The 17585-nt window shown below is 51.1% G+C and carries 18 protein-coding genes; 11 read left to right on the top strand and 7 right to left on the bottom strand.

Annotated elements, in window-relative coordinates; translation table 11 throughout:
• Positions 1 to 10 precede the first annotated feature (10 nt).
• A complete protein-coding gene (locus tag O5O45_RS15830) occupies positions 11 to 955 on the top strand; it encodes a glycosyltransferase (RefSeq protein WP_305906165.1) in 945 nt (314 codons plus the stop codon).
• Between the two features lie 35 nt (positions 956 to 990).
• Positions 991 to 1986, top strand: coding sequence for a glycosyltransferase family 2 protein (locus tag O5O45_RS15825; protein WP_305906164.1), 996 nt, complete (start codon positions 991 to 993; stop codon positions 1984 to 1986).
• A 182-nt stretch (positions 1987 to 2168) separates the two neighbouring features.
• Here the strand turns inward: O5O45_RS15825 and cmoB are convergent, their stop codons facing one another.
• Together cmoB and cmoA are read right to left on the bottom strand one after the other, a co-directional pair.
• Positions 2169 to 3143: a tRNA 5-methoxyuridine(34)/uridine 5-oxyacetic acid(34) synthase CmoB gene (gene cmoB, locus O5O45_RS15820; RefSeq protein ID WP_305906163.1), complete on the bottom strand. Its 975-nt coding sequence runs from the start codon at positions 3141 to 3143 to the stop codon at positions 2169 to 2171.
• On the bottom strand, positions 3140 to 3886 hold the full coding sequence (gene cmoA, locus O5O45_RS15815; RefSeq protein ID WP_305906162.1) for a carboxy-S-adenosyl-L-methionine synthase CmoA: 747 nt from the start codon (positions 3884 to 3886) through the stop codon (positions 3140 to 3142). The genes cmoB and cmoA overlap by 4 nt, the downstream gene beginning before the upstream one ends.
• 225 nt (positions 3887 to 4111) lie before the next feature.
• On the opposite strand from cmoA, the gene asnS reads away from it, so the two are divergent.
• A complete protein-coding gene (gene asnS, locus O5O45_RS15810) occupies positions 4112 to 5509 on the top strand; it encodes an asparagine--tRNA ligase (protein ID WP_305906161.1) in 1398 nt (465 codons plus the stop codon).
• 204 nt (positions 5510 to 5713) lie between these two features.
• Here asnS and O5O45_RS15805 read toward each other — a convergent pair whose 3' ends face one another.
• Positions 5714 to 7270 carry a response regulator gene (locus tag O5O45_RS15805; protein WP_305906160.1) on the bottom strand — a complete coding sequence of 519 codons (1557 nt, stop codon included), beginning with the start codon at positions 7268 to 7270 and terminating at the stop codon, positions 5714 to 5716.
• Positions 7271 to 7711: 441 nt separating this feature from the next.
• On the opposite strand from O5O45_RS15805, the gene O5O45_RS15800 reads away from it, so the two are divergent.
• From O5O45_RS15800 to O5O45_RS15790, 3 genes are all read left to right on the top strand, one after another.
• Positions 7712 to 8566: a UDP-2,3-diacylglucosamine diphosphatase gene (locus O5O45_RS15800; protein WP_305906159.1), complete on the top strand. Its 855-nt coding sequence runs from the start codon at positions 7712 to 7714 to the stop codon at positions 8564 to 8566.
• Between the two features lie 240 nt (positions 8567 to 8806).
• Positions 8807 to 9454, top strand: coding sequence for a peptide-methionine (S)-S-oxide reductase MsrA (msrA, locus tag O5O45_RS15795; protein ID WP_305906158.1), 648 nt, complete (start codon positions 8807 to 8809; stop codon positions 9452 to 9454).
• A 3-nt stretch (positions 9455 to 9457) separates the two neighbouring features.
• Positions 9458 to 10189: an ATP-grasp domain-containing protein gene (locus O5O45_RS15790; protein WP_305906157.1), complete on the top strand. Its 732-nt coding sequence runs from the start codon at positions 9458 to 9460 to the stop codon at positions 10187 to 10189.
• Here the strand turns inward: O5O45_RS15790 and O5O45_RS15785 are convergent.
• Complete coding sequence (locus tag O5O45_RS15785; RefSeq protein ID WP_305906156.1) at positions 10176 to 10652, bottom strand: hypothetical protein; 477 nt, start codon at positions 10650 to 10652, stop codon at positions 10176 to 10178. The two genes, O5O45_RS15790 and O5O45_RS15785, sit on opposite strands and share 14 nt — an antisense overlap.
• Entirely contained in the window at positions 10645 to 11508 is an 864-nt protein-coding gene (locus O5O45_RS15780; RefSeq protein WP_305906155.1) for a M15 family metallopeptidase, read from the bottom strand. The genes O5O45_RS15785 and O5O45_RS15780 overlap by 8 nt, the downstream gene beginning before the upstream one ends.
• Positions 11509 to 11805: 297 nt before the next feature.
• Between O5O45_RS15780 and fabR the strand changes: the two genes are divergently transcribed.
• The 4 genes from fabR (at position 11806) to O5O45_RS15760 (ending at position 15462) form a co-directional block, all read left to right on the top strand.
• Complete coding sequence (fabR, locus tag O5O45_RS15775; protein WP_305906154.1) at positions 11806 to 12438, top strand: HTH-type transcriptional repressor FabR; 633 nt, start codon at positions 11806 to 11808, stop codon at positions 12436 to 12438.
• A gap of 313 nt (positions 12439 to 12751) precedes the next feature.
• Entirely contained in the window at positions 12752 to 13888 is a 1137-nt protein-coding gene (locus O5O45_RS15770; protein WP_305906153.1) for a hypothetical protein, read from the top strand.
• A gap of 30 nt (positions 13889 to 13918) precedes the next feature.
• Entirely contained in the window at positions 13919 to 14899 is a 981-nt protein-coding gene (locus O5O45_RS15765; RefSeq protein ID WP_305906152.1) for a hypothetical protein, read from the top strand.
• 11 nt (positions 14900 to 14910) lie between these two features.
• Positions 14911 to 15462 (top strand): hypothetical protein, encoded by a 552-nt coding sequence (locus tag O5O45_RS15760; RefSeq protein ID WP_305906151.1) that lies wholly within the window; start codon positions 14911 to 14913, stop codon positions 15460 to 15462.
• Here O5O45_RS15760 and O5O45_RS15755 read toward each other — a convergent pair.
• Positions 15459 to 15923 carry a macro domain-containing protein gene (locus tag O5O45_RS15755; protein ID WP_305906150.1) on the bottom strand — a complete coding sequence of 155 codons (465 nt, stop codon included), beginning with the start codon at positions 15921 to 15923 and terminating at the stop codon, positions 15459 to 15461. The genes O5O45_RS15760 and O5O45_RS15755 overlap by 4 nt on opposite strands.
• A gap of 210 nt (positions 15924 to 16133) precedes the next feature.
• Here O5O45_RS15755 and O5O45_RS15750 point away from each other — a divergent pair, with 210 nt between their 5' ends.
• Complete coding sequence (locus O5O45_RS15750) at positions 16134 to 17204, top strand: hypothetical protein (RefSeq protein WP_305906149.1); 1071 nt, start codon at positions 16134 to 16136, stop codon at positions 17202 to 17204.
• 159 nt (positions 17205 to 17363) lie between these two features.
• Here the strand turns inward: O5O45_RS15750 and O5O45_RS15745 are convergent, their stop codons facing one another.
• Positions 17364 to 17540: a hypothetical protein gene (locus O5O45_RS15745; RefSeq protein ID WP_305906148.1), complete on the bottom strand. Its 177-nt coding sequence runs from the start codon at positions 17538 to 17540 to the stop codon at positions 17364 to 17366.
• Positions 17541 to 17585: the final 45 nt, after the last annotated feature.

Below are 17585 nucleotides of genomic sequence, written 5' to 3'. Positions count from 1 at the left end.
AGTAATAGCTATGAGTCTTGTATCAGTTGTTATACCCAGCTATAACCATGCCCATTATATTAGGGAGGCGGTGGAAAGCGTTCTCTCTCAATCTTATACCAACTTGGAGTTGATCGTCATTGATGATGGCTCCAGCGATGCATCACTTGACTACCTGCGCAGCGTAAATGACCCTCGATATACATTAATAGAGCAGGAAAATGCCGGGGCTCATAATGCTATTAACAAAGGATTGTCTCTGGCAAAAGGCGACTATCTTGCGATTCTCAACTCTGATGATATCTTTCATAAGGGAAGGCTTTCTGAGTGTGTGGAAAGGCTGCAACAAGGCGCTGATTTAGTAGCAACATGGATTGAGATTATAGACAATAAAAGTAAGGTGCTTGGTGTTAAAGAAGGGTGGCGGAATATGCTGCCCTGGAACATTAAACAACCGGACGCAAGGCTTATTGGAGCGGATGACTTTAAGTTACATTTGCTGTTTTCTAACTTTGTGTCTACGACGAGCAACGTAGTCTTTTCTCGCAAGGTATATGAGGCAGTCGGTGGTATGCGTAATCTAAGATTCGCACATGACTGGGATTTTTTATTAAGGGTGGCACTAAAGTTTCGGTGTGAGCTTCTGGAAAAGCCTCTTTTGAAATACAGGATTCATTCTACAAACACTATTTCATCAAATCGTGCATGGATGCTGTTTGAAATTTGTTGGATTTTTGCAGTTCATCTAAAGAATTTTTCTGGCGAATTACTATTGCAGTCTACTGAATTAGATCGATTCTCTCATGGTCTTGATCTGATGGCTAACTCAATAAATTTACAGGGTAATGATAAAGTTTTTTGGATGCTCATGCAGTACATTGCTGCGCATCGGGAAACAGAAGATTTTTCACCGGAAGAAGTACTGTTGGATCGTGAGGAGTTAAGAGCTGAGTTTATCCGCCACATAAATGTGTAGGGCGCCTTGTTTAATAATGGATATATAAAAACTCGATGACTGTTACGACCATCATTGTTAATTACAATAGCGGGGCTTTGCTTGACGAATGCCTTAAGCACTTGGAAGCGCAGACAGTCCGTTCAGACAAAATAATTGTAGTTGATAACGCTAGCGTAGATGGTTCTCAAAATATTGCAGGGGCATATGCCAGTGTCGACATGCTCCTGTTGAACGAAAACCTTGGTTTTGCAGGCGGCAACAATTTAGCGCTATCAGGTGTGGATACAGAGTTTGTTGCACTGTTAAACCCTGATGCTTTCCCAGAACCTGATTGGCTTGAGAGCCTGCTTGCCGCGGCGAGTGAAAATCCTGACGTAGGCGCATTTGGATCACGCCAGCTTTGTAGTGACGCCAACTTTATATTAGACGGAGTTGGTGATAGTTACCATGTCAGTGGATTGGTTTGGCGTGATCGACATGGCGCGAAGCAGCAACCCAATGATCTGGTTACAAGAGAAATTTTTTCACCATGCGCCGCGGCAGCATTGTATCGAAGGAAAGCATTGCATGAGGTCGGTGGGTTTGATGAAGATTATTTTTGTTATGTTGAAGACGTAGACTTGGGGTTTCGTCTGCGTTTGGCAGGTTATAAGTCAATGTATGTGCCAAGTGCTGTGGTTTACCATGTTGGATCTGCAACCACGGGTGGACAGCGAAGCGATTTCTCTGTTTATCATGGCCATCGAAACCTAGTGTGGACCTTTATAAAAGACATGCCTTCTTATTTATTTTGGCTGCTTTTGCCTTTGCATATTTTGATGAACTTGGCGACGGTGTTGTTATTTACATTAAGAGGGCAAGGAAAAGTTATTCTTAGGGCTAAATGGGACGCAATAAAAGGGGTATCTGGAGCCTTTGGGAAACGAAGGGCAATTCAGTCCGGTCGAGTTGCTAAAGTAGCTGATGTTTGGAGGTCTCTGGACAAGCGCTTACCTATCTTAAGTAAGCTATTTCCTGCTAAGTGCAAAAAGAGAACGATAGCTAAATAAATTATAGCTTCAAAGCATTGAACTAGGACATCTTTTTAATATTTTTGCAATCCACATGGGCATTTAGAAACACGTCTTAATTATATTTCTCGCCGGGACGTCTCTGATGCCAAATGACTGTATCCAAAGCGGATACTCAATGGTCTACCGCAGTAACCGCCAAGGGCGTCATATTCAAAATTTTAAGGCTTCCTGGCCACCAACACCGCGCGGGCAGGGGCGGGGTAGCCTTCGACGGTTTTGCTGAAGTCTTGAGGATCAAGAAAGTCTTTTAGTGACTGAAAGGTCATCCAGTCTGTCTGGCGTTGTTCTTCCAGTGAGGTGACGCCTTCATCCACAATGCGGACGTCTTCGAATCCGCAGCGCTCCAACCAGAGTTTGGTAGCCAGGGAGCTGCCGATAAACCAGACATTGCGCATTTGCGCGTAGCGATCTCGCGGCGTCAGGACGGTATTTTCGTCGCCAGGGATGACCAGTGTTTCCAGCACCAGTTCTCCGCCCGGACGCAGCGCCGCTTTCAGCTCATCAATATGGTCGAACGGCGAGCGGCGGTGGTACAGCACGCCCATGGAGAACACCGTATCGAAGGCGCCCATGTTGGGGGGCAAGTCCTCTGAACGCAACGGCAGGTAATAAACCGGCGCGGTGGGCGCGTATTTTTTGACGCAGTGGAACTGAAACAGAAACTTGGGGGAAGGGTCCACGCCGAGCACGAACTGCGCGCCTTCGCCCAACATACGCCAGCAGTGATAGCCGCTGCCGCAGCCGACATCCAACACAAAGCGATCTTTCAGGGGGCTTAAATGCGGCGCTACGCGCGTCCACTTCCAATCGGATCGCCATTCTGTGTCGATATGGTTACCAAAGAAGTTGAATGGGCCTTTGCGCCAGGGATGCAGACCGCGTAACCCTTTGATGAGCGATTCCTGCGCCTGTGCGTCAAGATCTTCCGCTGAGCCGACGACCAATGTATCGGCGTCAAGCCTGAGTTGACTCGGCTGTGCGTCGGGCAACTGCTGTAAAGCGTTCCACCAGCCTTCATAGTCGCCATGGGTGTGAGAGTAATAGCGCTCATCCAACACGCGTTCGAAGTCAGGGATAAAACGCTGTAGACGGTTTTTGTCGGCGTGGGCCAGGAAGTCGTCGAAACGGATCATTTTATTGCCAGAAAAGAGACGAAGTTAAAACATTGGAACCATAAATAAGCCTGGCTGAACCCAGCTCTGCGTAGGCGCTCGATATGCGCCTCGATGGTTTCCGGCACCAGGACATTCTCCAGGGCGCTGCGCTTTTGCGCGATTTCCAGGTCGCTGTAGCCCCGGGAACGTTTGAAGTCATGATGAAGATCGAACAGGGTGTGTTGTTTATCCGCGTCGGCGAACTCGATTTTCTCGGACAGCACCATTGCGCCGCCGGGCTGCATATTGACCGCGATGCGATGCAGCAGATCTTCCCGTTGCGCCAGAGGAATGAATTGCAGGGTGAAGTTCATGATGGCGATGGAGGCGTTTTCAATGGCCGTACTCTGGATGTCCTGACACAGTATTTCTGTGGGAATAACGCTGGGCATCCGCTCCATATTTACTCGACAGCGCTCCACCATGGCGGCGGAGTTATCGACGCCGATCACCTTAGGCTTGTCGTCGGACTCATTGAAATGTTCAAGGTTGCTGCGGATGGCGAGGGTGGAGGCGCCTAGAGAGCAGCCCAGATCGTAGCAGTGGGTTCCCGCCTGGGCGTAACGTCGGGAAATAACGCCGATCATCTCCAGCATCATGGCGTAGCCGGGCACCGAGCGGTTGATCATGTCCGTGAATACGTGCGCCACCCGCTCATCGAATTCGAAGGCGCCGACGGCGCCTTTGGCGTCTTGGTAGATTCGGTCTTTGCTGTCGCTCATTTTCCGCTCGCTCCTGTCAGGGCGCGCATTTTACCGCCCCGGCCCATACAGGGTCCAGTCGCCTGGGATACTGTGAGTTCTGATGACAGGCGGATAAGGCGCTTAAACCGCAAGAGAACGCTAGACTTTGCGACTTAACCCATCTTTAATTGGCGGTTGTGCGCCATTGGCCAAAAAATTTGAGAAGCATTTATTGAAAAGATAGAGAGGATAGCGGGCAGGTTTATGACTCATTACGCCATTTCAGACTTACTCAAGAACAAAGCGGAGATCGGTAGCGAAGTGACCGTCAAAGGCTGGGTAAGGTCAAGAAGGGACTCCAAGGCGGGCGTCTCTTTTATTCACGTGCATGACGGCTCCTGCTTCGACGCGATTCAGGCGGTTGTCGCCAAAGAGCTGCCGAACTACGATGCTGACGTTCTGCGTTTGACGACCGGTTGCTCCCTGATTGTCACCGGAACCCTGGTAGAGTCGCCCGGGCAAGGACAATCCTGCGAAATTCAGGCGACTGCCGTGGAGGTGGTCGGCCTGGTGGACGATCCGGAAACCTATCCGGTCGCCAAGAAAAGACACACTTTTGAATTCCTGCGCGGCGTCGCTCACTTGCGTCCCCGCACTAACGCGTTCGGTGCCGTGACCCGCGTGCGTACGGCTCTGGCTCACGCTGTGCACCATTTCTTCTATGAGCAGGGCTTTCAGTGGATCAATACGCCGATCCTGACCGCCAGCGACTGTGAAGGCGCCGGCGAGCTGTTTCGCGTCAGCACCCTGGATATGGTCAACCTGCCCAAGACGGACAGCGGTAAAATCGACTACAGCAAAGATTTCTTCGGCAAAGAGACGTTTTTGACCGTTTCCGGTCAGTTGAACGTGGAAGCCTACTGTCTGGCGATGTCCAAAGTGTATACCTTCGGACCCACGTTCCGTGCGGAAAACTCCAACACCAGCCGTCACTTGGCGGAATTCTGGATGATCGAGCCGGAGATCGCCTTCGCAGACCTGAATGCCGATGCGGATCTGGCGGAGCGCTTCCTCAAGCATATGTTCAAGGTGGTGCTGGACGAGCGCAGTGACGACATGGCGTTCTTCGCCGAGCGCATCAATCCTGATGTGGTTTCGCGTCTGGAGAAGATGGTCGACACGGATTTCGTCCGCATCGATTACTCGGAAGCGATCAAGATTCTGCAGAACTGCGGCAAGAAGTTCGAATACCCGGTGCAGTGGGGTCTGGATCTGCAATCCGAGCATGAGCGTTACCTGGCGGAAACCCATGTGGGCGCGCCAGTGATCGTGATGAACTATCCGAAGGAAATCAAAGCGTTCTACATGCGCCTGAACGACGATGATAAGACCGTTGCGGCCATGGACGTTCTGGCGCCGGGCATTGGTGAAATCATCGGTGGCAGCCAGCGTGAAGACCGTCTGGACGTGCTGGACGCCCGCATCGGCAATATGCATCACAAAGAGGAACTGTGGTGGTATCGCGACCTGCGTCGTTACGGCAGCGTGCCCCACGCAGGCTTTGGTCTGGGCTTCGAACGCCTGATCGCCTACGTGACCGGCATGGAAAACGTGCGTGACGTTATCCCGTTCCCAAGAACGCCGGACAACGCACAGTTCTAAGGCGCTGGCTAATACGTCGACATAGACGTCAAGCCGACAAAAAAGGCCCGATTGAATCGGGCCTTTTTTTATGCGCGGGGCAAACTGGTTCCCCGCCGTCATAGCTGCATGACGTTGTCAGGCGAGGCGGGTCAGGAACCGCATCCGGTCACTCGGGACGTAACCTCACCCGTATACCCAGACTACGTCACCTTGGCGATACGCTTAAAATACTCCGAAGCCTTTCAGCAGAGACACAATCGCCAGCACCACTGCAACGCCGCCAATAACCATGGCTGCTGCGCCGCCGCTTTTCGGTGGTTTGACGTTTTGCAGGGTGTTGAGTTGCGTCGCCAGCGTGGTTTTTTGGCGCTCCAATTGCTCGACCCGCGCCGCCATGGCGTCGATCTCACTTTGTTTTTCCGCCATTTGCTCGCGCAGGGCCTTGGCGATCTGTTGCACCAGGTCCTGTCCCTGCTTGCTGATCTGACCGCGCAGCAACTCCTCCACAGTTCCCTCAATCAGCGTATGCAGCTTCTTGTCGTTGAGAACGTCTTCTATATTCAGGCTGGGCGCCGGCTCGTCTCTGGAGGTGCGTTCGATCAGGGTGCGCTTGAGTTCTTCCTTGGCTGACTGCAGTTCCGCTTCCCACGCGCTCAGCCTGTCCTCCACATTGTTGTCCATGGTGGCGGTGGCGGAGTGGGTGGCGATGTCCATCACCTGAGGGCGAATGCGTTCGATGAGGTCGTCAAGGTCGGGCGCTTCCGGTACTGGCTTGGTTCTCATCTCCAGGTCGTTGACGGTTTCCCTTAGCTGTACGTCCAGATCGCGACGGGACTCGCTGACAGCATCGTCGATGGAGCCGAGTAAGCGATCTTCCAGGCTTTTCAGCTCGGCGTCCAGCAATGGCGTGAGGGTTTGCTCCACATCACGGGTAATCGTGGCGGCGAGCTGGACTTCATCAATAGCAGGGGCGGCGGGAGCTTCTGCAGGCTCAATGCTGGCAATATGCGCCTCCAGAACCTGCTGTACGCGCTTTTCCAGTCCGGGCATCAGTTCTTCACGCAATTGCTCCGCCATGGCGCTGAAATCAGGTTGTGATTGCTCAGGCGCTTCAGAAGGCTGCTCCCGTAGCTGCTGGATATCCTGACGCAGTGCGGTCAATTCGCTTTCGCTCTCTCTCAGGCGGCTTTCGAAACCATCGAAAGAGGGGAAATCGCGGCTGCTTTTCTCCAGTTTGTCGAGTCTGTCCACCAGGATTTCCCAGTCGGAAGCGGACACCACCGCTTGTTGCGGTTGCGGTGGGGCGTATTCCGGCGTTGGGGTAGGGACGACAATTTCTGGAGAGGTTTCCTCTACGACATCCGCCACAGGCTCCGCTTCCTGGGGGACTGCGACGGAGGTGAGCGTTCCGCTGCGTGCGGACTCAATCACCATGGCTAACTTTTCCGCTTGAGGCGGCTTGAACAGCGTGCCCGATGCGCCGATGGCGCGGGCTTCCGCATCGTAATTATCTTTTCCTTCTTTCCCGGTGCACATGATAACGGGAATATGGGAGGTCTGAGGATCCGCCTTGATTTTCTTGGTGGCTTCGAAGCCGTCCAACTCAGGCATCAGATGGTCCATAAAAATGATATCGGGCAGATTGGTTTTCAGCATTTCCAGAGCATGTACCCCGGATTCTGCAAGTTGAACCTGCAAATTATGCTTCTCTAACAGTCTTTGTAATGTAATACGCGCCAGTTTGGAGTCATCTACCACCAGTGCAGTTTGCAGCGACATTGCGGAACCTTTTGCAATTTAAGATACATCGATAAATCTAGCACATTCTTGAAGCTAGCCGGCAAAATCCTAGTATAGGGTTTGTTGACGTTTCTGCATCCTCTGAACGCCCAGCCACAGGCTTTTTCTGGCGTTACAAGGGCGATGCCGGAACCTCGACAAACACTAAGGTATGACAAAGATATATCAAATAAGACTTTCCTATCAAAAATCATAAGGTTAGATATTGTAACAGCATGTTTTTTGATCTGTTTAATGTAACTTTCGTCATTTGGTCACCTTAGCGTCATATAGCCTTTCTAGGATCGCGGCTAAAGATGATTAAAGTTAATTTTTCTAATGCTTCAGCTTTGTATTTGCATATTCAAATCAATATGTTGCGTTTGCTGGAAAAATAGATAATTACGCCGCAAGGGCTTAATCGCTAAAAAGGATATCCAGATGCAAGATTCCCTAAGAGCTGTTTTTATCTCAGATGCGCACTTGGGCTCGGCCGCCTGCCAGGCTGAGCACTTGCTGGATTTTCTCAATAAAATCAAAACAGATAGATTGTATCTGGTCGGCGACATCATCGACCTGCTGGAAATGCGACGCAAAGCCCACTTTCCCGAGACGCATCGGGCCATTCTCAGCCTGATCATGCGTAAAGCGCGGGAAGGGATGGAGGTCATCTACATTCCCGGCAACCATGATGATTTTTTCCGGCAAATGGTGGGGCAAACCTTCTCCGGCGTGAAGATTCGGCTTAATTGCGTCCATCGCACCGCGGATGGGCGCCGCTTCCATGTGAGCCACGGCGACGAGTTTGACCAGATCGTGCAACTGAGTCCGCTGGCGCTGCTGGTGGGGGATAAGGCCCACGGTCTAATGCTCAAGCTCAATAGCTGGTTGAATCGCGCCCGCAGGGTGTTTGGCTTTCCGTATTGGTCCTTGGCGGGATACCTGAAAACCCATTTAGGGCGCGCCAGGGAGTTTATTCAACGCTACGAAAATGCGGCGCTGAAAGCGGCGCGCAGTCTGGAAGTGGACGGCTATATCTGTGGCCACATTCACTACGCTGCGTTTCGTCGCAAAGACGGCAGGCTCTACTGTAATGACGGCGACTGGGTGGAACATTGCTCCGCACTGGTGGAAACTCATCAGGGGCAGTTAAGGCTGCTGCATTGGTCGGAACAGCCGCGTTGGCTGGCGGTGGAGCCGGACGCAGAACCGACTTGGATCGATGAACCGATTCCGGGCCTTTTTCCGGCTCCTGTCACGTTGTCTGGTGACAAGCCAGCGCCTAAGGCTGCCTGATACGCTGAGTTGGCGCTGTTCTGAGCTCTGTCTTTTCCGTTATGAACAGCGAAATCAAACGCTTGGCCGCTCACTGCTTACGGAAATATAACGCCGCAGTCCTCTCGTCGGGCTTGAACCATTTCCCCGAAAACGTGTCTACTATCACAATATTGATCCGCTTTTAGTTCCGTCTTCTATATGGAGGGCGGGCGATCGCCATGGTGGCGAAGTTTAAGAATATTGGGAGAGGTTAAGCGTATGTTTGGAAGTCATTCACAGGATAAAGCATCCATGCCTGCGCGGGAGCAAGCGCTGCCGGGCAGAGCGGAACCCATGGAAATCGAAGGCGAGCATTTTGTCTTTGGCGTGGACATGAGAGGTCCCTTTCCAACGCAAATGCAAACGGCGGTTTTCGGTCTGGGGTGTTTCTGGGGAGCGGAGCGTTTGTTCTGGAAACAGGAAGGCGTTTACAGCACCTGTGTCGGCTATGCGGGAGGCTATACGCCCAACCCCACCTATAAAGAAGTTTGCACTGGACAGACTGGCCATGCGGAAGTGGTTCAGGTCGTGTTTGATCCCGCTGTGATCAGTTATAAGAAGCTGCTGAAACTGTTCTGGGAAAATCACGACCCGACTCAGGGTATGCGTCAAGGCAACGACGTCGGCTCCCAATACCGTTCTGCTATTTATTACGCCAATGACGAACAGAAGCAACTGGCGGAAGCGTCGAAGGCGGAGTTCCAGCAATCGCTGCATGACGTAAATCGCGGCGCCATCACGACGGAAATTACGCCAGCGCCAGAATTCTATTTCGCAGAAACCTATCATCAGCAGTATCTGGCCAAGAATCCGGGGGGATACTGCGGCTTGGGCGGCACCGGAGCTTGTCTGGCCAGCGCGGACTAAGTTTTGACTGAGCCTGCGACCCTTGCCGGGTTGACCTTGGTTATCCCGGAAAAGAGCGACCCAGAGCGTGATTCTGTGGCGGCGGCATGGAGCGCCGCCGGAGGCGAGGTATCCCGGCTGGGACGATTCTGGGAGCCTCCTTCCTATGATCCGGCCAAAGTGCGCGTCTATGGCAATGACACCTTTGCGCTGGTGTTGGCGCAGAAGTTGGGTCTTGACCTGATTTCACCTGCGGACGACCTGTTGGTGCAACTGCCGCAACAGGCGTTGCAGCGCTCAGTAACGCTGCTGCCTTTATCTATGGCGATGACCTCGCCATTTCCGGCTTTCCTGAAACCTGCTGCGCCTAAGTTGTTCAAAGCTTCCGTCTATGCAAGCCCAAATGATTTAGACGTGGAAACCCGAGGATTGGAGCCGGATACGCCGGTGCTTCACTCGGAAATCGTGCATTTCGCCTGCGAAATACGTTGCTTTGTCTGGCGGGGAGAAATTCTCGACGCCGCGCTCTACGAAGGCGACGGAGCGCTTGAGGACGGCTTGAAATTCGCCAGACAACTTGCTCACAGCGAACACTTGCCGGCAACCTGCGTGATCGATATCGGCTATATCCCTCAGCGCGGCTGGGCGACTATCGAAGCCAACGCCGCCTGGGGCGCCGGCCTCAACGGATGCCGGGCCGAGAAAGTATTGCCTTGTATCGAGGCGGCGACCCGCCAAGTAGCTACTGACAGTTAACAGAATACTCGCCAATCGTCAGTCTGCCCTTTAATGCCTCTGGACTGAACTGAGTCAAAAACTCAGGTATGTCTTGCTGAGTCGAGATTTTGTGAATGAAATCGTAGACGGCGGGTTCTAATATCGGGCCTGTATAGAGATAACAGGCATGATCAGATACTACAAAGAGGGTGGAATACTTTTCCTTGAAGCCATTCAGGTTAATATTATTCAGAGTAGGAGATGCATTAAGGGCATGATTGATGCTCAAGTTCTCACCTTCAGCACTTTTAAAATCATTCAAGTAGGCGGCCCAATCAGCATAAAGCTCAGACTCACTCATTGGCGAATCTTGCAGAAATAATTGTATTTGAGCATTTTTATTATTGCTCTCTACGGCGTTCGTAGTAGAGCAACCTGCAGATAAGCAGGTAGTGAGAATTAAAGCCAGGCTAATCTGTAGCCTGTGTTTACATCTAGCCATGTAAGGGCTCCCAAATAGAGATGAGTTCTTTATTGGAGATCATCTTTTGATTCAAGTAGTGTTTGAAAGTGTAGGCTTCTGTGCTGGAGTCAAGCTTGTAATCAAAATGAGGCGTATCACGCTCCTGAAAGTCGCCACCCCATCTAATAAGCTGAGATTTTACCGAAGCGATAAATTTCTTTGCGTTCTCGCTCTCCTTTCCTTGAGAAAAAGTGGTTGAGCTGTTCCAGTTATCACCATCCATTAAATTGCAATCAATAGCATGTCCTATGAAGTGCTGGGACTTTTTAGCTGGAGTGACGACGCTGCCGCTAACTACTGTATTAACTAAACGGAGGGTTTGGTTCAGTTTAATGATAATACCGTACTTTTTCGCTTCCTTGTTCATGTAAACAAGATAAGGGGCGAGCGCCAGAGAAACTACAAATTCATTATCATTAATATTTGGGTGTTCAATTTTCTTGAAATAAGGCCCCAACTCAATATTACTGAAAGAGCTCTCTTTAATGCGAACCAAGTCGCCGCCAACTACCGCCTTTTGAGAGATCCACTTATCAAGCTCTTTATATGAGTTTATGTCATAAATTCCGGTTGGAGACATATTAAAAGAGTATACGGAGCAGCTTTCTAGTCCGACCTCCTTGGCCGTCCACTGAAAAAATCTGAGCGCTTTCGCTGTATTAGGGCCAAACTCACCATCACTTTCTCCAGAATAGGCTTCGACCTCAGCAAGTCTCTCCTGAAGTTGCTTTACATAATCTGCATCTTCAGTGTTTCGGGCTTCACCTCCCCAGATTTTTCGTGAATCTGAATCCCCTTGCCGCAATGCAATGTAATTTCCGTCTAATATAAGCATTCCATACTCTCCATTAGTAGATTTATAGCTTCTCCAGATCTTTTGTTATCCTTGTCGCCATAATTTTCAGATTAAGTAATATACTTTTTCCTGTTGTGACGAAAGGCTGGTGGGACGACTGGTATTTACCATAGAAAATTAATTTCTTGTTGGGAATATCGATAAACCCTAGATTGTCTAGTTTATGTGCGCACGGTGATTCATGAATTTAGTTATTAAATGTAATAATGGATATAACTAGTAGAGCTAATATGATATAAGCTCACGATTTTCTGGCAGCTATTGGTAACCACCGCTATGGCCGTAAGAGCCGAGAAGAAACAACAAGTTAATCGTAATATCTGTAACGCTGCACTGCGTCTGTGCCGGACGAAAGGGTATTCCGGGGTGAGTCTGCGGGAGATTTGCCGTGAGGCGGGGATCGCGCCGCCGACGTTTTATAACTACTACCCGAATCTTGAGGAACTGGGCCTGGCGATTATTGATGAGGCGGGGCTGACTCTGCGTCGTTTGATGCGGCAAACCTGGAAAGAGGTGGATGTGCGGGAAGGGGTGGTGCGCCGCACGATTCGCGTCTTTGCGCGTTATCTGGAAGAGAATGGCGACCTGTTTCATTTTGTCGCAGCGGAACGGGTAGGGCGCGTGCAGGCGTTTCGGGATGCAATTGAACGTGAAGTGAAGCATGTGGTGGAGGCCATGGCCAAGCCGCTGGCGGAGGTGGGGACAGCGACGGACAGACCGGTTGCACACCCACTTTATCTCTCTGAAATGCTGGTTAATTGCGCGTTTCAGGCGGGGGTTGAAAGCCTGTCCGCCAATACGGAGAAACGCAATGAAATCATTGAACGTACGATTATTCAGGCGCGTATGGCTATTTATGGTTCGGAAGTCATGGCGAAAGGCGCGGTGACGTCAATTCCTGTGGAGTAGTTCGCCGGCTTGCGACCATGCTGGAAGTAATTCCTAACAACTGTTCGGATCGGCGAAAACTCCTGTCAATAGTGCAATAATTGCGCTCAAATTCAATTTTAGGCCAATTTTAAGCGCATTTAATGTGTTTTTTGTGCCGAATATCTCGCTTGTAAAAATATTTCCTATTCCTCTTCTTGTTTAAAAATTAACAAGTGTTAGTTTTATTTTTGTCGAACCTAGGTCTTTGCAGCGAGCGTCAGCCCTCTGTTCGACAGCAGTGAGCATAGTTGGAAGTGCAGTACTGAATGAATAAGAATAAAGAGGAACGGAGATGGACCTTATACCCAAAGGAACGTGGAGAACTCTGTTGTGTCTGCTGCCTGCGTTGGGCCATCCTGTCGCCCATAGTGAGCTGAAGCCGATGGCGGATCAGGAAATGGGCGAAATTTCCGCTCAGTCCGCATTGGAGTTTTCCGCAACGGACATCAATTACAACTTGAGCCAGTTGACCGGCATCGAGTTCATCAAAAATCCCGGTATTGGATTTACCCGGGTGGAACAGCGCACGCAAACTGAGTCCGTGGACGCCACGGTTTATCGGCTTCAGCTGAATGGCTCCGGTGAACTGCATGCTTTCGCAGAAGAGCTGACCCTCGGCGACTATGGCGGCGCCAATAACTCCATTTATAAAGATGAAAATGGCCAGGGCGTGCCCGATGTGGCGCTGAGAAACTTTGGTTTCGGCAAGTCGGCGCAAGAGCCCTTTGTGTTTGAAGACCCCTATCTGGAAATCCAGAAGCAGCATCATGCTGACGGGACGGACACCATTCGCGGCATTCGCTTTGGCTTCGGCAGAGTCGATGGCTCGACGCCGGTGACTATCGACTCCATCTCCGGTTACATCCCGGCATTGAGCATCATGGCGGATCTGGGTGGGCTGGTGCGCTCGCAGATATATGGCAGCGGCACCAAGGACACCTTCGTCAACATTATCGGATACATGCCGGATGGCTCCGGTAATTATCCGCAAACGCCGGCGCCCGGCGAGTGGGTGTGCAATGGCGGCATGTGCGGTTTTACTCCAGACAATGTCGGCCTGACCGGCAACGCTGGCATTGGTTACAGCTATGGCGGGAAGGAGTTGAACCTTTCGAATGTGACCAGCCTCGATTATCACAACGTCAAAAACTTCTATATTTCCTTTGTGCAGGGTGCGGGTAATCTGATGTCGAATCAAAATGGTTCGATCAACGGAGCCATGTGGTCGCAGCATCTTGAAGGGATCATCCCCGATTCACGGCCGGATTTGCCGGGCTGGAATTTCGGTATTCCCTTCAACGATCCCAATAATCCGACAGACGGATATCTGGAGGCGCATACCGACGTGGGGCCGACGTTGCAGCAGATATTTTTTGGCGTCGGGGATGACAACCCACGCATGGGATATCAGAACAATAAGTTGTTTTAAAACGACGATGAACTGTAGCGGGAGGGAACCATGAAACATCCGCAATCTGTGTTGGCGTTCTGCTGCCTGGCGCTCAGCGCCGCCGCCATGGCGATGGAGGCGATGACCGATGAGGAACTGGGGCAGGTTGACGGCCGCAGCGGGTTCAGCTTCGCTTTCGATAACGTCAGGTTCAAAGGGATGGCGATAGACGGTGCGGAAGCGGGCAGTATCAATATCATTGCTGCAGACGGCTCCAGCCTGGGGTTGCAAGAGTTCCAGCTTTCCGCTGATGCGATCGGCACATTTGAATCGCCATTGACCTTCAGTCTGGTGGAGATGGACGGTTCTCTGGTGAATAGCTCGGGCGCTGGGCTTCCCATGTTGCGTATCGGGCTGCCTGGAATGGAAGGCTGGCGCAATTTGGACGTGCGTTTCAATGAAGAGTTCGGCAATCCGGACGTCCCTAATCCAAACAACCCTAATATCCGCGCCGGAGGTACGCCGTCGGAGCACACTATGCTGGGTAGCGTGTCGATGAATGACATTTCCATTCTAGGCGGCGTAGCCTATAGCGGGACTCCTGAGGGCTATAAGATAGAAAGCGCACGAGTCGATGACGGCAGCCGCGGCGCGGATTCGCGTCAGGGGATGCTGCTCAATGTGGACATCAATGAACTTTTGATTCCCGAGTGGCTGGTCGAATCTCAGATAGGCGATGGCGTGTTCGATCCCGCCACGGATTTCATTCTCTACAATTTCAAACTGGAAAATTTACACCTGCAGTCCGCTACCTTTGAAGCTGCGCCCAACGGCTTGCGCTTCGCCTATTCCGACCCGCAGCCTTTTACGGAAGACGGCGGCATCATCCCCTCAGGAGGGGGGCTGCCGGATACGCAACATCCAGATTACGATCCTAATTTCCCTAAAGTGGATCTGACATTTCAGGCGCAGATGACGCAATCGAAGCTAAATGAATCCAGAATCCATGGCGTCACCCTGGATCATCTTATCTTCAACGTGCGCAACTAGGCGGAGTGACAATGAAACAGCGCAAGCAAGTCACTAACAAACGTCTTCTGAGCCGCACAATGCTGGTGAGTCTGGCGCTAACCGCCTCCGACATGGCCACCTCGGAATTACGTGGTATGGAGGAAGGAGAGCTGTCGCAGGTATCGGCGCAAAGCGGCTTGATCATCGAAATTCCCCGGGTGCGCATCAACGCTCATGATGGCGGTCTGGACGACCCCGGCACGCCACAGGATGAAAGCGACGGTCGCCGCACCCGAGGGTTTCGCTACAACTACATCACCACAGAACATGATGGCGGCGCCCAGACCTACTATTTCACCGATGAAATCTCCATCGCTATGGATATAGAAGGGCCTCTGAAACTGGACGTGGACGATGGCGGCCACATGGTTCTGCAATTGCCTGAGCGGGTCAACTTCGTCGGCGATGGCTACAGCATGAAAGGCATTTATCTCAACAATACCGGCGACCCGGCCAGCGGTGGCAAGCTACTCAACGAGATCAATATTCAGGGTAACTTTGAAACCGGCGGCCAAGTGTTTGTGTGGGGGTATGACCCCTAGGCGGAAGCGCCGTTCCATTTAACCAATGTGTGGTCTTCGCCTTGTAGCTCCTCGTTTATAATGGCGGCTATCCGCTCCCAGTTCCCACCCGCCAGGCCTGCGCCAATCAATGGATAGCCGATGCGTTTGCCGGAGAAGTCAGTCTTGATCTTTCTCATGACAGAGCGAATCGCCTCATAGTCCGCCAAGTCGCCAGCGCCACGCCAGTGGAACTGGGTATAGGCGTTAACAATCGTGAAGGATGTATCGCTGCTGGTGATCTCGGCGCAGGAGTAAGTCCCCAGCTTGTCCCGAGCGCCTTTTTCCGTTTTTAAATCCGCTTTGTAAGCATCCGGAAACGTATTTTTGATCGTCAAAGCGATCCCACGTCCCATCTGGCACTGGCAATTGCAGCCATGGATAATGACATCAAAGTAACCAGCTTGCGCCAGCGCCAGTAAATCGCCTTCTACTGTTTTCATGTGACCTCAGACTTTTAAGTGAATGGCGAATCATATCAGTTTCAATATATACACTGTAATAAAGCCAAAGTGATTTAGTGTGAGCGGCACATATTATCTATTCGGTTGAATTGTGATCGCTGAATTGATTGTATCGGGGGCAGACGCAGTGCATATTCGGCTGAAAGAGAATAGAATCTGTTCACTTTTTATATGGCGGTTTAATAAACTATGCAAGGCCGAACCTTTCTGTCTGGAATTACTAAATTCACACTCATCTCAATGTTAACTTTCGGCGCCTATGCCGATGAAGTTGCTTTGTTTCAAACTCAGCTTACCAGCAAAGGGCAGGTCAGCCCGAATCACTTTCCGGCTGACTGGACCAGGCCTGCTACAAGCGAATACAACACTGTGGGTTATATACGCAGTAGCAGTAGCGATACCAAAGTGTTGCGTAAAGCTGTATTCAAGCTCGATGCTGCGCCTTTTTCTGAGATCAAGAATGCTGGCGTAGACGTCTGCATATTTATTCATCCCGCTTCTTATGGCCAGTATGAAGATAAATTGACGGTGACGCAGAATGAGGCGGTCTGCTTCAATCAGCATAAAGGCGATGGGCCGCAGTGGCCAAAATCCACGGTGGAGATTAATTTTCCAGGTCAGGGTTTGTTGATTTCCAAAGACTCGATAGTGGCCTGCGACTCGCAAGGAAGCTTGCCGGTAGGCGCGAATGACAACGGCCAGTTCCAGCTCTTTTCAAACTTTACCTGCGAACTTTTCATGGCGGACTACAACCCGAGTGACGCTGCTTCCCCGGCATATCAAAGTGTGAGAGCGCCGTTTTTTGATGAGAGCTTTGTGTATACGCCACATTCCAGAACAGCGTATCACCAGAACCTCTCCAATCAGGATCTGAAAATTAACGGTGTTTGGGCGTATGACAATACCAATGGCGCTGAAAACGAAACCTGTGTCGCCAAGGGTGGCGAGACGGTTTGCGACAGTCGTCAGTTTGAAGGGAATGACTATACAACCCGCGGCGATTTCTTTGCCTATCAAGAAACCTGGAAACAAGGCGAAAGCTTAACGGCGACTTGCTCTTCTTATGATGAACAAGGTTCTCCGAAATACTGCTCTTTTTATTTTATGGTGGAAGTTCCAGGGCAGAATGGACTGGATAGACGGTCGACAATCAGTCATGGGCAAGCCGACGCTTATTGTAACAATCCTTATCCCTCTAACTATGTGTTGAGCCATCATAGCTATAGTGATTATCAGCGTTGCATGAATTTATTGAATTGATGATCTGACGGAAACCATTCCATGTCGCCGCCTGCTCTGGATTGTTATCGTTTGACTTGGTGTTTCTCGTGAACAACTTTCAGCAAAGCGTAACTCCAACGTTGGAGTCGTGGGCGACATGAGTGGAATGGTTTCCCGGTTCAGTATCGTCGGTTTTGTCTACTTGCCGGCGTGCTTCATGACGCCATCCTGACAGCGCACGCAGAGTCCCAGTTTGAACCCATTGCGGCTCAGTATCGGCTCTACCAGCCGGGCATGACGGGGTTTACGCAGTTCCCGACATGTCGCTCCTATAATGAAGCTCAACCTGGGGAAGGCGGTTACCTTCAGCTCCATGAAAACCCTGCCGTGACGCTATGTTTTCGCGCTTTTCCTGGGTGG

The organism is Hahella sp. HNIBRBA332 (genome assembly GCF_030719035.1).
Lineage (GTDB): Bacteria > Pseudomonadota > Gammaproteobacteria > Pseudomonadales > Oleiphilaceae > Hahella.
The sequence above is the reverse complement of the archived record's forward strand: the minus strand, read 5'-3'. Positions and strand labels throughout refer to the sequence as shown.